Here is a 17,082-nt window from a genome sequence, read left to right as displayed (position 1 = left end):
ATTACTTATTCAGGAAACTTTCCTTTCCAGGTGTCGTTGATAAATGAGTAAGTGCCCGGAGCCGGCATTGACGCTTGTCCGCCCACGATCCAGATGGTGTTGTCGTTCACAAAATAACTAAAATGTGCACGTCCGGCAACTCCCGAAGGCAAAGCCCTTACATCACCTGCAGAAGCTTTTTTCCATGACACGCCTTTGTCTTCAGAAATCCATAATTCGTTAGAAGCATCTGTTGAATTTACCTCGCCGCCAAACAGGAACAACTGGTCTTTATATGCGATCACTTTGTGTCCCCATCTTTCTGTAAATGCCTGTGTTGTTGTTACTTGCGTCCAGTTTGCACCATCAGCGGAGTTCCAAACATCATTCAATAATTTACCTGAATTGTCTCTGCCACCCACAACCCAAATTTTGTTATCGTATACAAACACGGCTGGTTCTGTCCTCGCTATAAAACCCGCAGCATCAGTCACTTTTGTCCATGTAGTGCCGTCGGTAGTGCTCCAAACGTCATTCATTGCAGTGCCCGGAGAGTTTGCGTTGCCAAATGCAGGATAACCGTTTCCGCCAATTACAAATAATTTGCTGTTGAACACCACGGCAGCCGTACGTTCGCGGGCAGACCATATTGTGGCACCCGTGGCAGGCGTGGTAAGCGTCCATGAAATGCCATCTGTTGAACTCCACACTTTGTTCGTCACATTGCTGAAGTTGAAACCGATCCCGGGAACGAGACCACCCACGAGCCACATTTTATTATTAAATCCAAACACACCTGTCTGGCGCTCTGCATAAGGAACATTGTTGGTCGCATCATCTTTCGCAGTCACTTTTGTCCAGGTGATGCCATCTGTTGAAGAGAATAAACCGGAGTTGAAAACACCAAACGAACCGCTCTCGGCTGCTGCTACCCAGAGTTTGCCTCCATAGAATCCTGCAGTTGATGTGCGGTACGGACCCCAGCCACCATTGGCCGTTGTTTGCTGCCATGCTACCGTTTTAGGATCAAGCTTTGCAACATTCACCCTTACAGTATAATTGCGTTTTGTCACTCCGTCTTGTGCAACGGAAGTGTACGTTACTGGTGAAGAAAAATTGTTCACTGTAGTGCCTGATACCTGCAGCGTTTCGCCCACTTTGGTGGTTGAATTTGGTACTGCTTTAAAGATGGCTACAAGAGCAGAAACATTTGTTTGAAAAGGCAAACTGTCTGTGTTTTCAATGGTTGCCTTTGTCTCATCGATCTTGAAACTTACATTGACGTCTTTAATACTAAACTCACTCAAACCGGCGAGATTGCTTTTTGCTTCATCTTTTTTGCAGGAAGCAAGCAATGTTGTACCAATCAGGAAAATGCCCAACACTCTTTGGGTGCTTTGGGAGGAATAAGACAGCATAGTTTTGTTGTTTTTTATTTTCAAAAAATACAGGCACAGGAAGTCCCGTTCCCGTTTTTAAAGAGAATTAGCAATTGGCAAAAACAATAATTGTTAAGAGAAATGGATAAGGCGGTTTTGGTCTATAGTTATAGCGAGCAATGTTTTGATTGTGTACGATGCGCCGTGTATGATATACGGAGTACGGTGTACGAGACACTTCTGGAAGATACGCCCAAAATGATTTCAGTGTGCAGTGCTTTATACTTTCAAGGTTTACCACTAAGACACTAAGGACACTAAGTTTCACTAAGGCAAGCTCATATCGCGTACACCGTACACCTTTCTAATTCCTAATTTCTAATTCCTAATTTTTTTACTGCATGGCTTTCATCTCCACCATCTTCACTGCCTCTTTCTTTTCTTCTTTTTTCTGCGTAGCGGCAACGGGCACAGATTTTCCGAATAATTCTTCCAGCTTTAGTTCCATTGGTCCTTTCTTGTCACTTTCAAACCCCACTTCTTTTAAAATAATTTTCCCTTGAGGATCTATTAAATAGGTTGTTGGCACACCAGTAATAGCAAAGCCCTTATCGGCTACAGCGTTATCATCCAGCGTTTGTACCCACGGATTGTTTTCCTGTGCTACAGCTTTTAACCACGCGGCTTTGTCTTTATCAATCGATATGCTCAGCATTTCAAAATCCTTACTTTTAAAAGTCTGGTACACTTCGCGCATGTGCGGAAACGATTTGCGGCAAGGAACGCACCAGCTCGCCCAGAAATCGATAACCACATACTTTCCTTTCAGCGAAGCAAAATCAAATTGCTTTCCTTCGGGAGATACTGCAGTAAAGTTTTTCACCGTTGCCCCGATGGCTGAACTTTTCAGACCTTGTATATAGTTGGCCACTCTCTTTCCGTCCTCTGTCTTTTTAACCGCGGGGGAAAACATGGCATACGTTTGTTCAAGCTCATCTACGCTCATGATGTTTCTTGCAGAACCAACAACTGCAAAGGCCGATACATAGCTATCTTTGTTTTCTTTTACAAACGACATGATCATTGGAACAATAATTGCCTTTTGCAACGAATCCCTGCTATTGCTCAGTGCTTCTGCTTTAGGATCGGTTTCCGGCAACCAATATTTGCCATATTGCTTTTCCAACGCTGCATTCACCTGTTTGAATGCAGCAGACTGCCGGTCAGTAAAAGATTGATACAACTCTGGCGTTTTACCTCCTGTTACCTTTGTGCTGTGAAAGCCTTTGGTGATGTCAGTTGTAAGGTAATAGGTTCCGGGTTTTTCGATCAAAACACCATAGGGTTGGTACATTCCGTTATTGCGGATATCATATTCATCATAGAACAATTGCAGTACCGGCCCTTCATACGGAAACTCAATGGAAAAAACTCCGTTTGATATTATTGCCGTGTCCTTCGTGGCACGCGCTGTGTAGGTAAACACTTTGTTGTACCCTTTTGTATCTCCGGTTACTTTCCCTTTAAAAATGATCTTGTTTTGTGCGCTGGCACTTGCTACAAGTGAACTGCATATGATGGCGGCTGTATAAAATTTCATCAGGTTGTATTTTTGGGTGAGCGAAGCAAACGCGTCTATCGCAAGTCAAAATTCAAAAGCAAAAAGCCAAATAGCGGCTACCCTTTTTACTTTTTACTTTTTAATTTTTGCTTTTCTCGTGCTCCGTCGTTGACAGTACATAATTATCAAATTATTATTTCCGGTTTGGGTCAAATATGTGAACACCCCAATAAATTACGTGAACACTCATTCCGATTGTAGATTTCCGATTTACCCCTCAAAATGTTGCGACTTTCATATAAATGGATAATTTGCAGCATGCCTTTAACCAATACACAACCGACTTCAGGCAGCAAAATCAAGCAGATTGTGATGCTGTTTTTGATGTTCCAGGCCTTCTGGTTCCTGTTCTATATTTTGTCGGGAACACTATTGAAAGTGAACGATGTGCACATTGTCATTATGCGCAGGTTCTTTATCCACTGTAATGGTTTCCTTTCGTTGTCACTCGGTGCGTTTGTCATCTTTCCATATTTTATCGCCAAAAGGAAATTCTATCCCTTAATTATAATTGTACCCGTTATAATATTTGTACTTGCCAATGTGGACCTTGCGGGGCAGAGATGGTTGCTTTCACCTACAAGGGAAGTTAAACCAATCATTAATACAGGCGCCAAAGCGATGGGAATGACTACATTACAACTATCGCCAATTGCGTGGCTTTGGTCCAGTGTGAGTGTACTGGTGTATCTGTTGCTTGGAATCGGATATGCGTATATGAGAGATTGGTTCGTGAAAGACAGGGAGACAAGAATTTTACAACAGGAAAAAACAAGTGCCGAGCTGGCATTGCTCCGCTACCAGCTCAATCCACATTTTCTGTTCAACACTATTAATGATATTTACTATCTCGCGTTAATACAGTCAGCGTCCACGGCAGATGCACTGCTGGAGTTATCCGATCTGCTGCGTTATGTTTTACACAACAAAGACGAGAGGGTGTCGGTGCACAAAGAGATTGAATACTTAAAGCAATTTATCAAACTTCATCTTTTCCGTTTTACAGATGATGTGATCATACTTAGAACCGATATTGATGAGCCCGGCAGAGAATGCATGATTGCGCCCCTGATACTTAGTACCTTTCTTGAAAACGCCTGTAAACACGGTCAATTGGGCACTGAAGAAATCCCCATCACTGCATTAATTGCCATCAAAAACAAACAACTGTTGTACCGCGTAGAAAATGTAATTGATGAAGGAAAAGTGAAAGATGCGACAAGCGGCATTGGCTTGCCAAACTTGCAACGCAGGCTTTCATTGTTGTATCCCGGTCATCATACCATTTCATTACAGGAACTTGACGGAAAATATATTGCAGAACTTCAAATTGACTTAGCTTATGATAACATGCATCGCGATTGATGATGAAGCAAATGCACTCGGCGTAATCACCGAATATGCCAAGCGCATTCCCGACCTTGAACTGGTGCAGGTTTACAAAGATCCAGCGAAAGCACTGCAGGACATAAGTGCCGGCAAAGTACAATTCGACCTGGTGTTTCTCGACATACAGATGAGCCGCATCAACGGCCTTACGCTTGCGCAGCGACTGCCACAAAATACCAATGTGATCTTAACCACAGCCTATCCTGATTTTGCTTTGCAGGGTTATGAAATGGATGTGGTGGACTATTTATTGAAACCTTTTTCTTTCGCGAGATTTGAACGTGCGGTAAAAAAAGTTCGCTCCATCAGTGGCGCAGAGCAAAGCCCGTTGTCCACTCAACCATCACAACTCCTCTCTCCGGAAAAGGATGATTTTATTTTTGTAAAGTCTGACAGCCGGATGATCAAAGTAATGCTGGATAGCATCTACTATCTCGAAGGCTCGGGCAACTATGTTACCATTCACACCACGAAGGGCAAAGTGATGGTGCTGCAAAACCTCAGAAAATTCGAGGACCAGCTGCGACCGTATAAGTTCATTCGCATTCATAAATCGTTCATCATTTCTTTGAATTATGTTGATGTGATTGAACGCACCACTGTTCGCGTACATACATTCGAACTCCCCATCGGAGAAACTTACAGGGAAGAGTTTCACCAGTTTATTGATAAGCAGTACCGGAACTTCTAAGAAATTAGGAATTAGAAATTAGGAACTAGAAATTTGGGCTGGCAGCAAAACATTTTGAAGACAATCGTGTAAACCCTTAGTGCGGCTAAGTGCCCTTAGTGCCTAAGTGGTAAATATTTCGAACGTCAAACTTTTAGTTTGTTGTAAACCATGAACAGCGAAAATGCCGGAGAGTTTTTTCAACACCAAGACACTGAGGGCACTAAGTTTCACTAAGAAAACATCTGTGTAAATCAGTCCAATCAGCGTCATCTGAGTGCTTCTCTTTCCTCACCCACACGCACACGCGAACTTTTACACCATCTACTAACAACTTGCGTACTGTCCCGAAAAATTAATAGTACTATTCCGTTTTTTTGGATTTCTTTGCAGCGCTTAACGGGCACGTATAGCCTGTTATTTTAATATAATCAACCTAAACCATGACAACTAACCGCACCCAAACCCGGTTTTGGCAGCATAGCAGTATCGTGTACGCCATGCCGTCATTCTCCATTTTTTGCAGATATGAAACCAACCCGCGACTATAGCAGGGCGCACCACTACAATTCAATACAAATTTCTGTTTCCAATTAGTCACAATTATAGTACGCCTTTATCAAGGCTGACAAACCCATTTATATGAGACAAAAACTCTACTTGTCGATCTTATTACTATTACTCACCAGTTCGCTATTTTCCCAAAGCGTGAAACTTACGGACTGTAACGAGACATCAACAGTAACGCTTAACTGGAGCGGCTCCGAATTTTCGGGAAGTGGTAGCCAGGGCACCTGGCACTTATATCCTGTTGGCGGTACGTGGATGCTTATGCTGGGCAACGCAGGCGATCTGCGATACCATAACCTTTCCACTCAGGATATTCCCACATCTTACTCTTCGGGTACAGGCAACTGGTACAAGGATGCGGGCTGTGCGCTGTCGACGCTTACGGTGTTGGCCGCCGCCGAGGTAACAACCGGCGCGGTTAATAGTGTCACCTTTACAACGGCAACCATGACAGGCAACGTAAGCTTCGCAGGTAATGGACCAGTATCGGAAAAAGGAATTGTTTACAGCACAAGCTCCAGCCCAGACATTAATGATACTAAGCTGACCAACGGTACCGGCACAGGCGCAATTTCTGTAAATGCAAGCAGCCTTTCTCCGGGAACAACTTATTATGTAAGGGCATACGCAACCAATGCCACGGGTACAGCTTACGGGCCACAGCTGTCATTCACCACCCCTGCTCCCGTAACTGTTAGCAGTGTTACTGAAACATCCCCGCACACAACCAATGCATCAACCGTTACATACAAGGTAATATTTAGTACAAGTGTTACAAACGTTACCGCGGCCGCATTTGATTTAACAATGGCAGGTTTATCAGGCGCCAGTGTTAGCAGTGTTAGCGGAAGCGGTACGACCTACACCGTAACAGTTAACACCGGCTCCGGCGATGGAGGTATAAGTCTTGTTGTAAACGGCACAGGAATGAGCAGCGTTCCTACCAATGCGCCATACTCAATAACCTCCTTTTATCAAATTGATAAAACGGCTCCAACCACAACTATAACGTCAGCGCCACCGGCACTTACTAATTCCACAAATGCAAGTTTCTCATTTACCAGTAGCGAAACACCTTCAACTTTTCAAGCACACCGGGATGCCGGAGCTTATATTACAGTTACGGCTCCACTGACTTATACTGGCCTGGCCGCAGGTACTCACACGTTTTATGTAATGGCAAAAGATGCAGCTGGCAACACAAGCGTAACACCAGCAACCTATACATGGACCATTGACGACGTTGCGCCAACCGCGCCGATGGTAATAACTCCATTAAACGGAGGAACTTCCACAACGACCACACCGTCTTATACCGGTACTGCAGAAATGAATACCACCATAAACGTTATCGTTGATGGCTCTTCAATTGGCACTACAACTGCCGATGCTAGCGGCAACTGGAACTTAGTACAACCTACAGCACTGGTATCAGGTGCGCATAATGTACAAGCAACAGCCACCGATGCGGCGGGCAATACGAGTGTGAACAGCAATACAAACACATTTACCGTTTCATTGCTTTCTATTTCTCCGTCAACGATACCGGCACCGGCTATCGCTTCAGCTTATAGCCAAACATTAAGCGCATCAAACGGCACAACACCTTATAGTTTCGCCCTCACCGCAGGCTCTCTGCCGGCTGGATTAACCTTGTCTCCTTCATTGGGAATAATATCAGGTACAGCGACGGCTGGCGGCGTTTTTAACTTCACAGTGACAGTTACTGACGCTACCGCAAAAACAGCAACGCGGAATTATTCGATAACAGTGGGAGCTCCAACTATATCCGTTTCACCAACCACACTGCCAGCGGGTGATCAAAACGTGGCTTACACTGCCACTACTGTAACAGCATCCGGTGGTACTTCACCCTACTCATATGCAGTTACTTCCGGCACACTACCAGCGGGTCTAACATTAAATCCAACAACTGGTATTTTATCTGGCACACCAACTGCAAGCGGCCCTTCCGTTTTCACCATTACAGCCACTGATGCGTCCTCCGGCGTGGGACCATACACCGGGAGCAGAGGATACACCATGACTGTAAACAGTTTGCCAACACTCACATTGTCGGCTTTACCTGTGAGCACTTATGGTGATGCAGATCTTACGTTGAGCGCATCAAGCACCAACCCGGGACCGGCCATCACTTATACAAGTATGAATACGAGCATAGCGACCATTGTTGGCGGGAACAAAGTACATATTATTGCAGCGGGAAATGTTGTCATCAAAGCATCACAAGCAGGAGACGTTAATCACGGCGCACCGGTGGATGCACAGCAAACACTTGTAATCAATCAGAAAACTCTTACCATAACAGCAGCGGCCGCAAGCAAAATGTATGGAACCGCTGATCCGGCATTAACATTCACTTCTTCAGCGTTGGTAAACGGGGATGTAGTTACAGGTAATGTTGTAAGAGCTGCAGGTAATAACGTAGGCACTTATGCCATCACGCAAGGAACAGTAGCAGCAAGCAGCAATTATGCTATCACTTATGTAGGTGCAAACTTCAACATCACTCCCGCACCGTTAACCGTTATTGCAGATGACAAAACAAAAGTCTATGGAGCAAGCATTCCAACACTAACAATTAGTTACAACGGTTGGGTAGCCGGTGATGATGCGTCCAGCTTTACAACGGCGCCAATGATTTCGGTACCAGCGGTTGCATCAAGCGCTGTTGGCCTTTACCCTATTACTGCAAGTGGCGCTGTCAATCCAAACTATACCATCGGTTATCAAACGGGACACCTTACAATAACCAATGCGGCATTGACCATCACTGCAGATGATCAAACGAAAGTTTACGGAGCAAATGTTCCTGCACTTACGGCAAGCTATAGCGGCTGGGTAAATGGAGACAATACTTCTGATATAACTACCCTGCCTATTGTAAGCACAACAGCTACGTCTGCAAGCGCAGTCGGTAATTATCCTGTAACTGCAAGCGGTGCTGTAGTTCCGAACTATGACATTACTTATGCGCAGGGTAACCTTTCTGTAACACCAGCCACGTTGACTATCACTGCATATGATGCTTCAAAAGTGTATGGCGATAACAACCCCGCGTTACTGGTTACTTACAATGGCTGGGTAAATGGAGATGATGAGAGTGATATCACCACTTTGGTAAAGGTAACCACTACAGCCACGGTATCGAGCCCTGTAGGCAACTACCCTATCACACCGTCACAGGCAGTAGCCCCTAACTACACCATCAATTTTGTTGCGGGTAACCTTTCGGTAACTCCGGCAGCATTGACCATTACGGCAGATGACAAAACAAAAGTCTACGGAGCGAACAATCCGGCGTTAACGGCCAGCTACACTGGTTTTGTGAATGGCGAAAATGCCTCATCCCTTACTACTGCGCCAACAATCACCACCACTGCTACTCCGTCAAGCGTAGTTGGCAATTACCCTGTTACAGCGAGTGGTGCAGTTGATGCCAACTATACCATAACATACGTGCCAGGCAATCTTTCTGTAACCCCTGCAGTGCTAACCATCACTGCGGATGATAAAACAAAAATCTACGGAGAAAACAATCCGGCGTTAACTGTTCACTACAGTGGTTTTGTAAACAATGATGATCCGACAACACTGACGACAGCACCAACAGTTACTACAACTGCCACCGCTGCGAGCAGCGTAGGCGATTATCCAATTGGTGCAAGCGGAGCAGCCGACGCAAACTATACCATCATCTATGTAAATGGAAAATTGTCGATCACTCCGGCAGCGTTGACCGTTACGGCGGAAGACAAAACCAAAGCTTATGGTGCAGTTCTTCCAACATTTACCGCAACGTATAGCGGCTGGGTAAATGGAGATGGCGTTTCAAGTCTTACCACCGCTCCAACCATTACCACCACTGCAACGGCAGCAAGTAATGTGGGCAACTATCCAATCACGGCAGCAAGTGCAGTTAATCCGAATTATAACATCACTTACGTAGCGGGTAATCTTTCAATAACTGCCGTTCCATTAAACATTACGGCAGAAAACAAAACCAAAGTATATGGTGATGCAGATCCTGCGTTGACTTACGTTGCAACCGGTTGGGTAAATGGTGACGGCACAAGTGTGATCACCGGATTGCTGAAAAGAATCGCTGGAGAGAATGTGAGCAGCTACGCGATCAATCAAAATACACTGAGCGCCGGCAACAACTACATCATTACTTATACTGCGGGCAATTTCACGATTACTCCTGCAACGCTAACCATTACCGCCAACGCGCAAACAAAAGTTTACGGCACGGCTGATCCTGCGTTGACTTACGTTGCAACAGGTTGGAAAAACGGCGATGGCACAAGCGTGATTACCGGCGGCTTAACAAGAGTAGCCGGAGAAAATGCAGGTACTTACGCGATCCAACAGGGAACGGTTGGCGCAGGTAGCAATTATATCATCAGTTATGTTGGCAACAACCTTACCATTACCAAAGCGCCACAGGTAATTACCTGGGTGCAGGATTTAACAATAGGTTGTACAACAGATATACTACCGGTTCAGTTGAATGCAACAGTGAACAGCGGCCTTACAATTTCCTATGGTATTTCAAGCACAGACGTTGCAACCATCAGTGGCAATTCACTTACTCCGGTACTGCCGGGACATGCTGTGATCACTGCATCTCAGGCGGGTGATGCCAACCACTTTGCGGCGCCTTCTGTAACCAATAATGTGAATTACAGATCAGCTTCTGCAGTAAGACAACACTGGAGCGATGTGCTGATGTTTGACAACAGCAGCAACAACTACACCAAGTGGGAATGGTACAAAAACAACAGCTTGGTGTCTGGCCAAACTTCAGCTTACTATAGCGAGCCAAGTGCGCTGAGCGGCACATACTATGTAATTGCTACCGACAAAAACGGCGAAGCAATACAATCATGTCCGTTGACATTAAATGGAAGTGCTACAGTTACTGCCGGAATTAAAGTGTACCCTAACCCGGTAACAGCAGGTTCCAGCGCAACCGTAACATGCACCTATACCGACGCCGCATTGCAAGGCGCTAAAATGGCGATCGTAGATATGTCGGGCAAGATACAGCAGGAGATCACCAACGTGAAAGCAACGCAAACGATCACAGCGCCATCTGCACGCGGCTTGTATTACATAACGCTGTTGTTGAAGAATGGAGCAAAAGCGAGCGTGAACTTGCTGGTGAAGTAAACAGGAGTTAGGAATTAGAAGTTGTTTGAAATACTGAAAGAATGTTCCTTGTCATCCCGAGGAACGAGGGATCTGAGTCTTGCGCTTAAATGCTGCTAAAGAAAACACCCAGATCCCTCCTTCGTCGGGATGACAAGCGGTCTTTCGGTACAGGTTGTAAACTTGCTGAAATTTGAAAAAGCGGTTTCACGAACCTGCATCCAGGAATTAAAAATTGTAAAAATTAAAATCATTATAGATGAACAGAAAAATGCTCGCAATGTCACTCGGCCTGTTGGCCATCACGGGCACTGCAATATCACAGGAACTGAGCATCGAAGTAAACGGCGGCGTGCAGGGATTGCATTACGACCTTCCCGGTGGTAAAGCCAAACCACAGGCTGGTGGTGCATTGGGCGTTGGTTATATGTTTCCCGTGCAAAAACACTGGAATGTATTAACCGGCATCAACGGCGCATACTATGCCACAAAAGCAACGCTAAATGGCGAGCTGCCCTACTCTTCCTTCCAGGTAGATGACGCGGGTTCGGCATTTCAATACAACATCAAAACAACGAACTACCAGGAGAAACAAACCTTTTGGGCGGTAACCGTTCCGCTGATGTTGCAATACCACACCACCGGAGAAAAAACGCAATGGTACATCAATGGCGGTGCAAAATTCATATTGCCATTTAGCGGAAAAGCAAAAGCATCTGCCAGCCAGATCGCAGTTTCCGGCTACTATCCTGATATGAACGTGGAACTGAAAGAGCTGCCTGCACACGGCTTTGGCACCATTCAAAACTGGAGTGGCACTCACAACCTCGACCTCAAGCCCGGCGCCATGGCAAGCCTTGCAACAGGTGTGAGTTTCCCGATCTCTTCATGTATGCGCCTTTACACAGGTGTGTACGCAGACTACGGCCTAACCAACGTGTACAAGAAAGACGCCAGCGGCTCCATGCTACCATACAGTGCGACAGGTGTAAACAATATTGCACCCGGCACTGTGCTGAACATGGAAGGTACGGGCTCCGCAAAACCAATTGCTTTTGGTGTGCAAGTGAAGCTTGGTTTTGGCCGCAAAAAATCGAAACCGGCACCGGCTGATATTCATGCCGAACCTGACCTTACACTAAAGGAACTGCCTCCACCAGCAGCTAACAAAGACACACAGAAAATCGTAGAACCTGTACCAGCGGTGCAAGTACCTGATAGCTCTCCAGCTCCAACCATTAGCGACGCAGAAAAAGCAACGGTGCAACAACCTATTGAGTTTGGAAAAATCGGCAGCACTACTGTTCCAGTGGGCCTCAACTCCCGCCTTGACAGCATTGCTGACATTATGAAAAAATATCCCGACATGCGTATAGCTATCGTTGGCCACACCTGCGATATTGCTTCTGCCGCTACCAACTATAAAGTAGGTCTCAAACGTGCGCAGGAAGTAGCAGCCTACCTTGAAAAACAAGGCATCGCCGCCGACCGTATCGACGTAAGCTCCAAAGGTGAAACACAACCACTGGTGCCAAACACAAGCGAGAAGAACAGAAAGATTAATAGAAGAGTTGTTATAACGGTGTTGTAAGAATTTTTGAGTGATATGAAAGCCCGCAGAGATGCGGGCTTTTTTGTTTTTCTAAAAAAATATATTAAGTTCACATGATAGTGTGTCTTGTAGCGAAATTGCAACACGCTAATTCAGTCTAGTATTTTATTAACTCTTAAACAATCACTTGATTAATGTTTGCCAACGCATGTTCCATCGCACGAGAATTCACGTTTCCAATTATTATTTCGCATAGGACTTCAAATGGAAAGTGCAGCGCAGGTATCGGAACTTTTGTAGTAATAAATGAAGATGGTTGGTTTATAACAGCTTTTCATATTATGGAACAGCTGAACAAGCTCGGATCTGCTAATGGGGAATTTAAAGCACTACTCCAAAAAAGGCTTGCAATAGAAAACGATACAAGTCTCAAAAAACATGTCAAAATCCAACAGCTCAATAGTCAAAAGATACCTCCGGATTCAATTACCGACTATTCTGTTTGGCTTGGTTGGCAAGGTCTAGCAATAGAAGAAAATTTTTTTGCTATCCCTAATTGCGATATTGCTGTAGGGAAACTAAAAAACTTTGACAAATCCAAGGTAAAAACGTATCCTAAATTCAAAAACCCAAATGATCCAATGGAGCAAGGCACAAGTCTTTGCAAGCTCGGCTTTCCGTTCCACTCTATCGAACCAACATTTGACGAGCAAAAGGGATTTATTCTTCCTCCAGGCTCACTTCCAATTCCAATCTTTCCAATAGATGGTATTTATACTCGTACTGTCGATATTGAAAACAATGGAATTAAGCCTTATCCACTTATGTTTATTGAAACATCAACGCCAGGATTAAGAGGACAGAGTGGTGGGCCAACATTTGATGTAAATGGCACAATTTGGGCAATTCAAAGTCAAACTCATCATTTAAAGTTAGGCTTTGGCGATAATCAAAAGAATTCAAAAGAAGTTGAACACCTTAAAAATCAATATTTGAATGTTGGGTGGGGAACTCACTCTATAACAATAACTTCATTCCTTAAAGAAATAAACGTCTCTTTTCAAACTCATTAACCTAAATTTGCACTCATGACACAGGTCCTACATTTTAACGTGGAAAATGGAAACTCAAAGACTACTGTGGTTGAAGACGCAACTGCATCGAATATTTTTTGGAGTGATTATTTTACAAAGTCCTATGTAGATCAAACAGACCATTTCCCGTTTAAAAATAGTTTCGACTTGATGGGCAGACCTTTGGAAGCAAAAAAATTATCTTCTTCGGTGCATAGTCACAAATCGCTTGCGCGGAAAGTAAGACGTTCAAAAGCCCGTTAATTCGAAAACCGCTACATCTTTTCTCCTCCTAAGGAACTGCTTTCTAATCTTCATCAAAGAAACCTTTTATCTTCTACGGTACTTTGAACTTTTGACCTTTTCCACAACACTTCAAAAAATCACCTCCTTACATTCGCAGCGAACTTCAATTATTAACATCCTAATTCTCAATTTTACAATCGGCGAACACTTCTTTGTGTTCGCTTGTAAAATATACGCGGTTTTGGTACCCCCGTGCAGTCCGTTAATGCGTCTGCTGCTTGTTAATAAGTGAAGTTCAACGGGAAAGGCTAAAACCGTATTTTATTTTTAGCCGCCTTAATCTTTTGAACAATGTACATTATTGAAAAGAAGCCGCGAGTACGCAAGCTGGCAACTACCCCCAAGCCAAAACGGCAGCCCAAGGAACCATCAAACATTCGCCGTTTAAAAATCAGCAGTTTCATTTTTGTAAACAAAACCAACTCTACTTTCCCCTACCTGCGTTTATGTGGGAAATGGTTGCAACAAGCAGGCTTTTTACCAGAACACTATGTAAACATTACCGTAAGCGAAAACAAACTAATTATTGAACGGGAGAACTAATTAACCTCAAAGCCTGCAAATTATTTGCGGGCTTTTTTCTTCTCTCCCACTGGCAAGCTTCAAAAAAATATATTAAGTTCACAAATAACCTTTGAGCCCTCACTTGTGAGTGAGTTGGCGAAGCATTGGGTAAAATTAAAACCAGCAACATCATCGAACTATGAGCCAGATTGCAAATTTTTATACAATTAACAACACCGAATTTGTAGCGTTGGAAGGTAATTCAGACCCGTTTGAGGCTGTTCGTGAGATAAAAAATTATCTGAGCTTTCAAAGCACACACGAAGGTTTACGTTTTGTTCTTGCCAAAGGACGCAGCAATGGGGAATCGAATTTAATCAATGAGATATTCTACCCCGAATCTCAAATTGGAGGGCCTTCTCAATACGTTTTTCCTGATGCAGATGAAGCACGGGAATTCCGCGACGTCACGGATGATATTGACTTCGACGGGTATTTCGATAGGCCGCCCGTCGCCTATCTCACACCGGAGAAGGTAAAACAGATCTCCTCTTTGTTAAACAATATTGGCAACGAAGAAATTTCAGAACAATTCGATTACAAAGAATTGAACAGAGAAGGCATATATCCATGCTGCTGGAATGACGACAAAGAAGAAAACCAGGCGTTTAATAAAAAACATTTTTTGCAGGATTATCAAGCGCTGAAGGACTTGTTCAACCATGCAAGTGCGACAAACAGCTATCTGTTGTGTTTTGTGGGATAGAGCTCGTAAGGTAGCGAAGCATTGTTTAAAAACAACCTTCGCAACAAGTATCTACACATCTTTGTGAAGCTAAGCGGCAGATAACATTATTTCATGAACAACGTTAACATGTAAAATGACATACGATTTTTTCGCTGAAAAAGAAGACAAACTAAACATTCTTGATTTCATTTTTAACGACACAGACTTACATGTCTACGATGTAAGCTCCGCCCCTGATCAACAAATTTCCGAATACAAAACAAGCGAAGATATATCATCGAAATTCGACCTCACCAACGGAGCAAAATTTTCAGTAACATTTCAATTATGGTCGCCAAGACACAACGGCAAACCTACTTTCCGGAGAATAAGTCTTGATCCAAAGCATTGTAACGGCCATACTTTTCGATACGCAACGGATGGCTGGGGTCTCATTCAATTATACTTTGGCGGGTTAAAAAACAATCAGCTTAACCTATCTCATATTGGACATTTTAGTGAAAAAGGAGCGCTAAAGTGGCAAGACGAAAAATCGCTAAATGAACCAGTAAGTGCATGGGATTGGAAGGAAATTGCGGCAACATCAAGAAAATTAAAAAACCACATTCATAATAAGCTGGCGATAAAAAAAATCGGTAGCCTTGGAGTTTTGCCTGGCGCTGAAAAGCTTGAACTGCAAGGAGTAGAGTTGAAATGAAATATCGATTAACTTAAAATTACAATCATGGATTCCCCAGTATCTCGCGATCCCTGGCCATACCCCGATTCTCTCGACGCCCTCATCGCAGCGCCGCAGCACCACAAGCTTTTATTTGAAAACGAATTTGTGCGTGTGCTCGATACGCTCATTCCTCCGGGCGAAACAACGGCCATTCATACACATCGCTACCCGGCGTCTACATACATTTTGAGCTGGTCGGATTTTGTGAGGTTTGATGACAACGGCAATGTGATGCTCGATACGAGAACGCTTGCTAAAAAGCCCGGGCCGGGAGCCGCCAATTGGGTGGAAGCGCTTCCACCGCATGCTTTACAGAATGTTGGCACACAGGATATGCATGTGATCAGTGTGGAACAAAAAATAACTAATTTGCGGCAGTAACAACCTATAAGATCCAACCCCTTACAATGACACTGATAAAAAAGATACTTTACCTTTCTACATTGCTGATTTCAGTTCAAAAAATTTACAGCCAGGACACTCCGGATATTAGAATTATGGTTGGCGATAACCATAAGTTTGCATACGTCGTTAACGAAAATAATAAATGGGTTAACCTCTCCGGTTTTGATTATGATGATGCGCGGGATTTTCAACCTAACGGCGTTGCATGGGTGCGGTACAACGGTAAGTGCGCCATCATTAATCGCAAGTTCAAACTTATCTCTGACCTCTACAATAACATGTCCATCTGGGTGGATGAGAAATTAATAGCCGTGGAAAAAGACGGCCTGTATGGCTTTATTAATGATGAGGGAAAGGAAATTGTTCCGCTGGAGTACAACGCAATACATTTCATCGTACAGGACAAGCAGTTTGTGAGTGTAAGCGAGAATCAAAAATGGGCGCTGCTCGATCTGAACAATAAACCAGTCATCGGCTTCAAATACAACAGCCCCGTCAAAGTTGATGCGGGCTATGTTTCAACAAGCAACGATTCCGGCCGCTATGGAGTAATGAAGTTAAATGAGACCATAGTCGTTCCGTTTATCTATGACCAAATAAAAATGCCAGGTATAAAAAACAGGTTTATTGCCAAAACCAGTCAATCAGTCGTGTTACTGAACGAGCGCAACAAACAACTTTTTACTTGCAAAGATTGTGATCTTTATGCCGTAGGTCATCTTTCTACTTTTGTTGTAGAAAAGGAAAATAAAAAAGGATTGGTGGATCAAAATGGCAAAGTCATCGCAGCACCGAGATACGATAAATTCGTTGACTGGAAATCCGGCTACATTGTATACGAGATCAACAAAATGCAGGGTCTGTTAGATTCGAGCGGTAAAGATGTTTTGGATCGCACTTATAGCTCAGTCGAGCTGCTGAACGATAACGAAGTGCTTGTATTCAACGGTGAACATTACCAAAAAATAAACTTGAAAACTAAATGATCGC

Annotated in this window: 13 protein-coding genes; 11 read left to right on the top strand and 2 right to left on the bottom strand. The window is 43.9% G+C overall.

Annotation, left to right across the window (positions count from 1 at the left end; translation table 11 throughout):
- Nucleotides 1-5: 5 nt before the first annotated feature.
- Nucleotides 6-1,397 carry a DUF6242 domain-containing protein gene (locus KTO63_RS10635; protein WP_217791261.1) on the bottom strand — a complete coding sequence of 464 codons (1,392 nt, stop codon included), beginning with the start codon at nt 1,395-1,397 and terminating at the stop codon, nt 6-8.
- A gap of 355 nt (nt 1,398-1,752) precedes the next feature.
- Entirely contained in the window at nt 1,753-2,958 is a 1,206-nt protein-coding gene (locus tag KTO63_RS10630; RefSeq protein ID WP_217791260.1) for a TlpA disulfide reductase family protein, read from the bottom strand.
- A gap of 279 nt (nt 2,959-3,237) precedes the next feature.
- Here KTO63_RS10630 and KTO63_RS10625 point away from each other — a divergent pair, with 279 nt between their 5' ends.
- From KTO63_RS10625 to KTO63_RS10575, 11 genes are all read left to right on the top strand, one after another.
- Complete coding sequence (locus tag KTO63_RS10625; RefSeq protein WP_217791259.1) at nt 3,238-4,344, top strand: sensor histidine kinase; 1,107 nt, start codon at nt 3,238-3,240, stop codon at nt 4,342-4,344.
- Nucleotides 4,322-5,059, top strand: coding sequence for a LytR/AlgR family response regulator transcription factor (locus KTO63_RS10620; protein WP_217791258.1), 738 nt, complete (start codon nt 4,322-4,324; stop codon nt 5,057-5,059). The genes KTO63_RS10625 and KTO63_RS10620 overlap by 23 nt, the downstream gene beginning before the upstream one ends.
- A 621-nt stretch (nt 5,060-5,680) precedes the next feature.
- Nucleotides 5,681-10,804 carry an MBG domain-containing protein gene (locus KTO63_RS10615; protein WP_217791257.1) on the top strand — a complete coding sequence of 1,708 codons (5,124 nt, stop codon included), beginning with the start codon at nt 5,681-5,683 and terminating at the stop codon, nt 10,802-10,804.
- A 238-nt stretch (nt 10,805-11,042) separates the two neighbouring features.
- Nucleotides 11,043-12,374, top strand: coding sequence for an OmpA family protein (locus KTO63_RS10610; protein ID WP_217791256.1), 1,332 nt, complete (start codon nt 11,043-11,045; stop codon nt 12,372-12,374).
- Nucleotides 12,375-12,529: 155 nt separating this feature from the next.
- A complete protein-coding gene (locus KTO63_RS10605; RefSeq protein WP_217791255.1) occupies nt 12,530-13,408 on the top strand; it encodes a trypsin-like peptidase domain-containing protein in 879 nt (292 codons plus the stop codon).
- 15 nt (nt 13,409-13,423) lie between these two features.
- A complete protein-coding gene (locus tag KTO63_RS10600; protein ID WP_217791254.1) occupies nt 13,424-13,672 on the top strand; it encodes a hypothetical protein in 249 nt (82 codons plus the stop codon).
- Between the two features lie 333 nt (nt 13,673-14,005).
- Nucleotides 14,006-14,257 carry a SymE family type I addiction module toxin gene (locus tag KTO63_RS10595; protein WP_217791253.1) on the top strand — a complete coding sequence of 84 codons (252 nt, stop codon included), beginning with the start codon at nt 14,006-14,008 and terminating at the stop codon, nt 14,255-14,257.
- A gap of 160 nt (nt 14,258-14,417) precedes the next feature.
- Nucleotides 14,418-14,984, top strand: coding sequence for a DUF1877 family protein (locus tag KTO63_RS10590; RefSeq protein WP_217791252.1), 567 nt, complete (start codon nt 14,418-14,420; stop codon nt 14,982-14,984).
- Nucleotides 14,985-15,099: 115 nt separating this feature from the next.
- On the top strand, nt 15,100-15,663 hold the full coding sequence (locus KTO63_RS10585; protein ID WP_217791251.1) for a hypothetical protein: 564 nt from the start codon (nt 15,100-15,102) through the stop codon (nt 15,661-15,663).
- A gap of 27 nt (nt 15,664-15,690) precedes the next feature.
- Nucleotides 15,691-16,068, top strand: a complete 378-nt coding sequence (locus tag KTO63_RS10580) for a cupin domain-containing protein (RefSeq protein ID WP_217791250.1) — start codon at nt 15,691-15,693, stop codon at nt 16,066-16,068.
- Between the two features lie 26 nt (nt 16,069-16,094).
- Nucleotides 16,095-17,078, top strand: a complete 984-nt coding sequence (locus KTO63_RS10575) for a WG repeat-containing protein (protein WP_217791249.1) — start codon at nt 16,095-16,097, stop codon at nt 17,076-17,078.
- Nucleotides 17,079-17,082 lie beyond the last annotated feature (4 nt).

Origin of the sequence: Pinibacter aurantiacus (genome assembly GCF_019130065.1) — a bacterium.
Taxonomy (GTDB): domain Bacteria; phylum Bacteroidota; class Bacteroidia; order Chitinophagales; family Chitinophagaceae; genus Pinibacter; species Pinibacter aurantiacus.
Note: the sequence above shows the minus strand (reverse complement) of the source record. Positions and strands in the feature narration are given on the sequence as shown.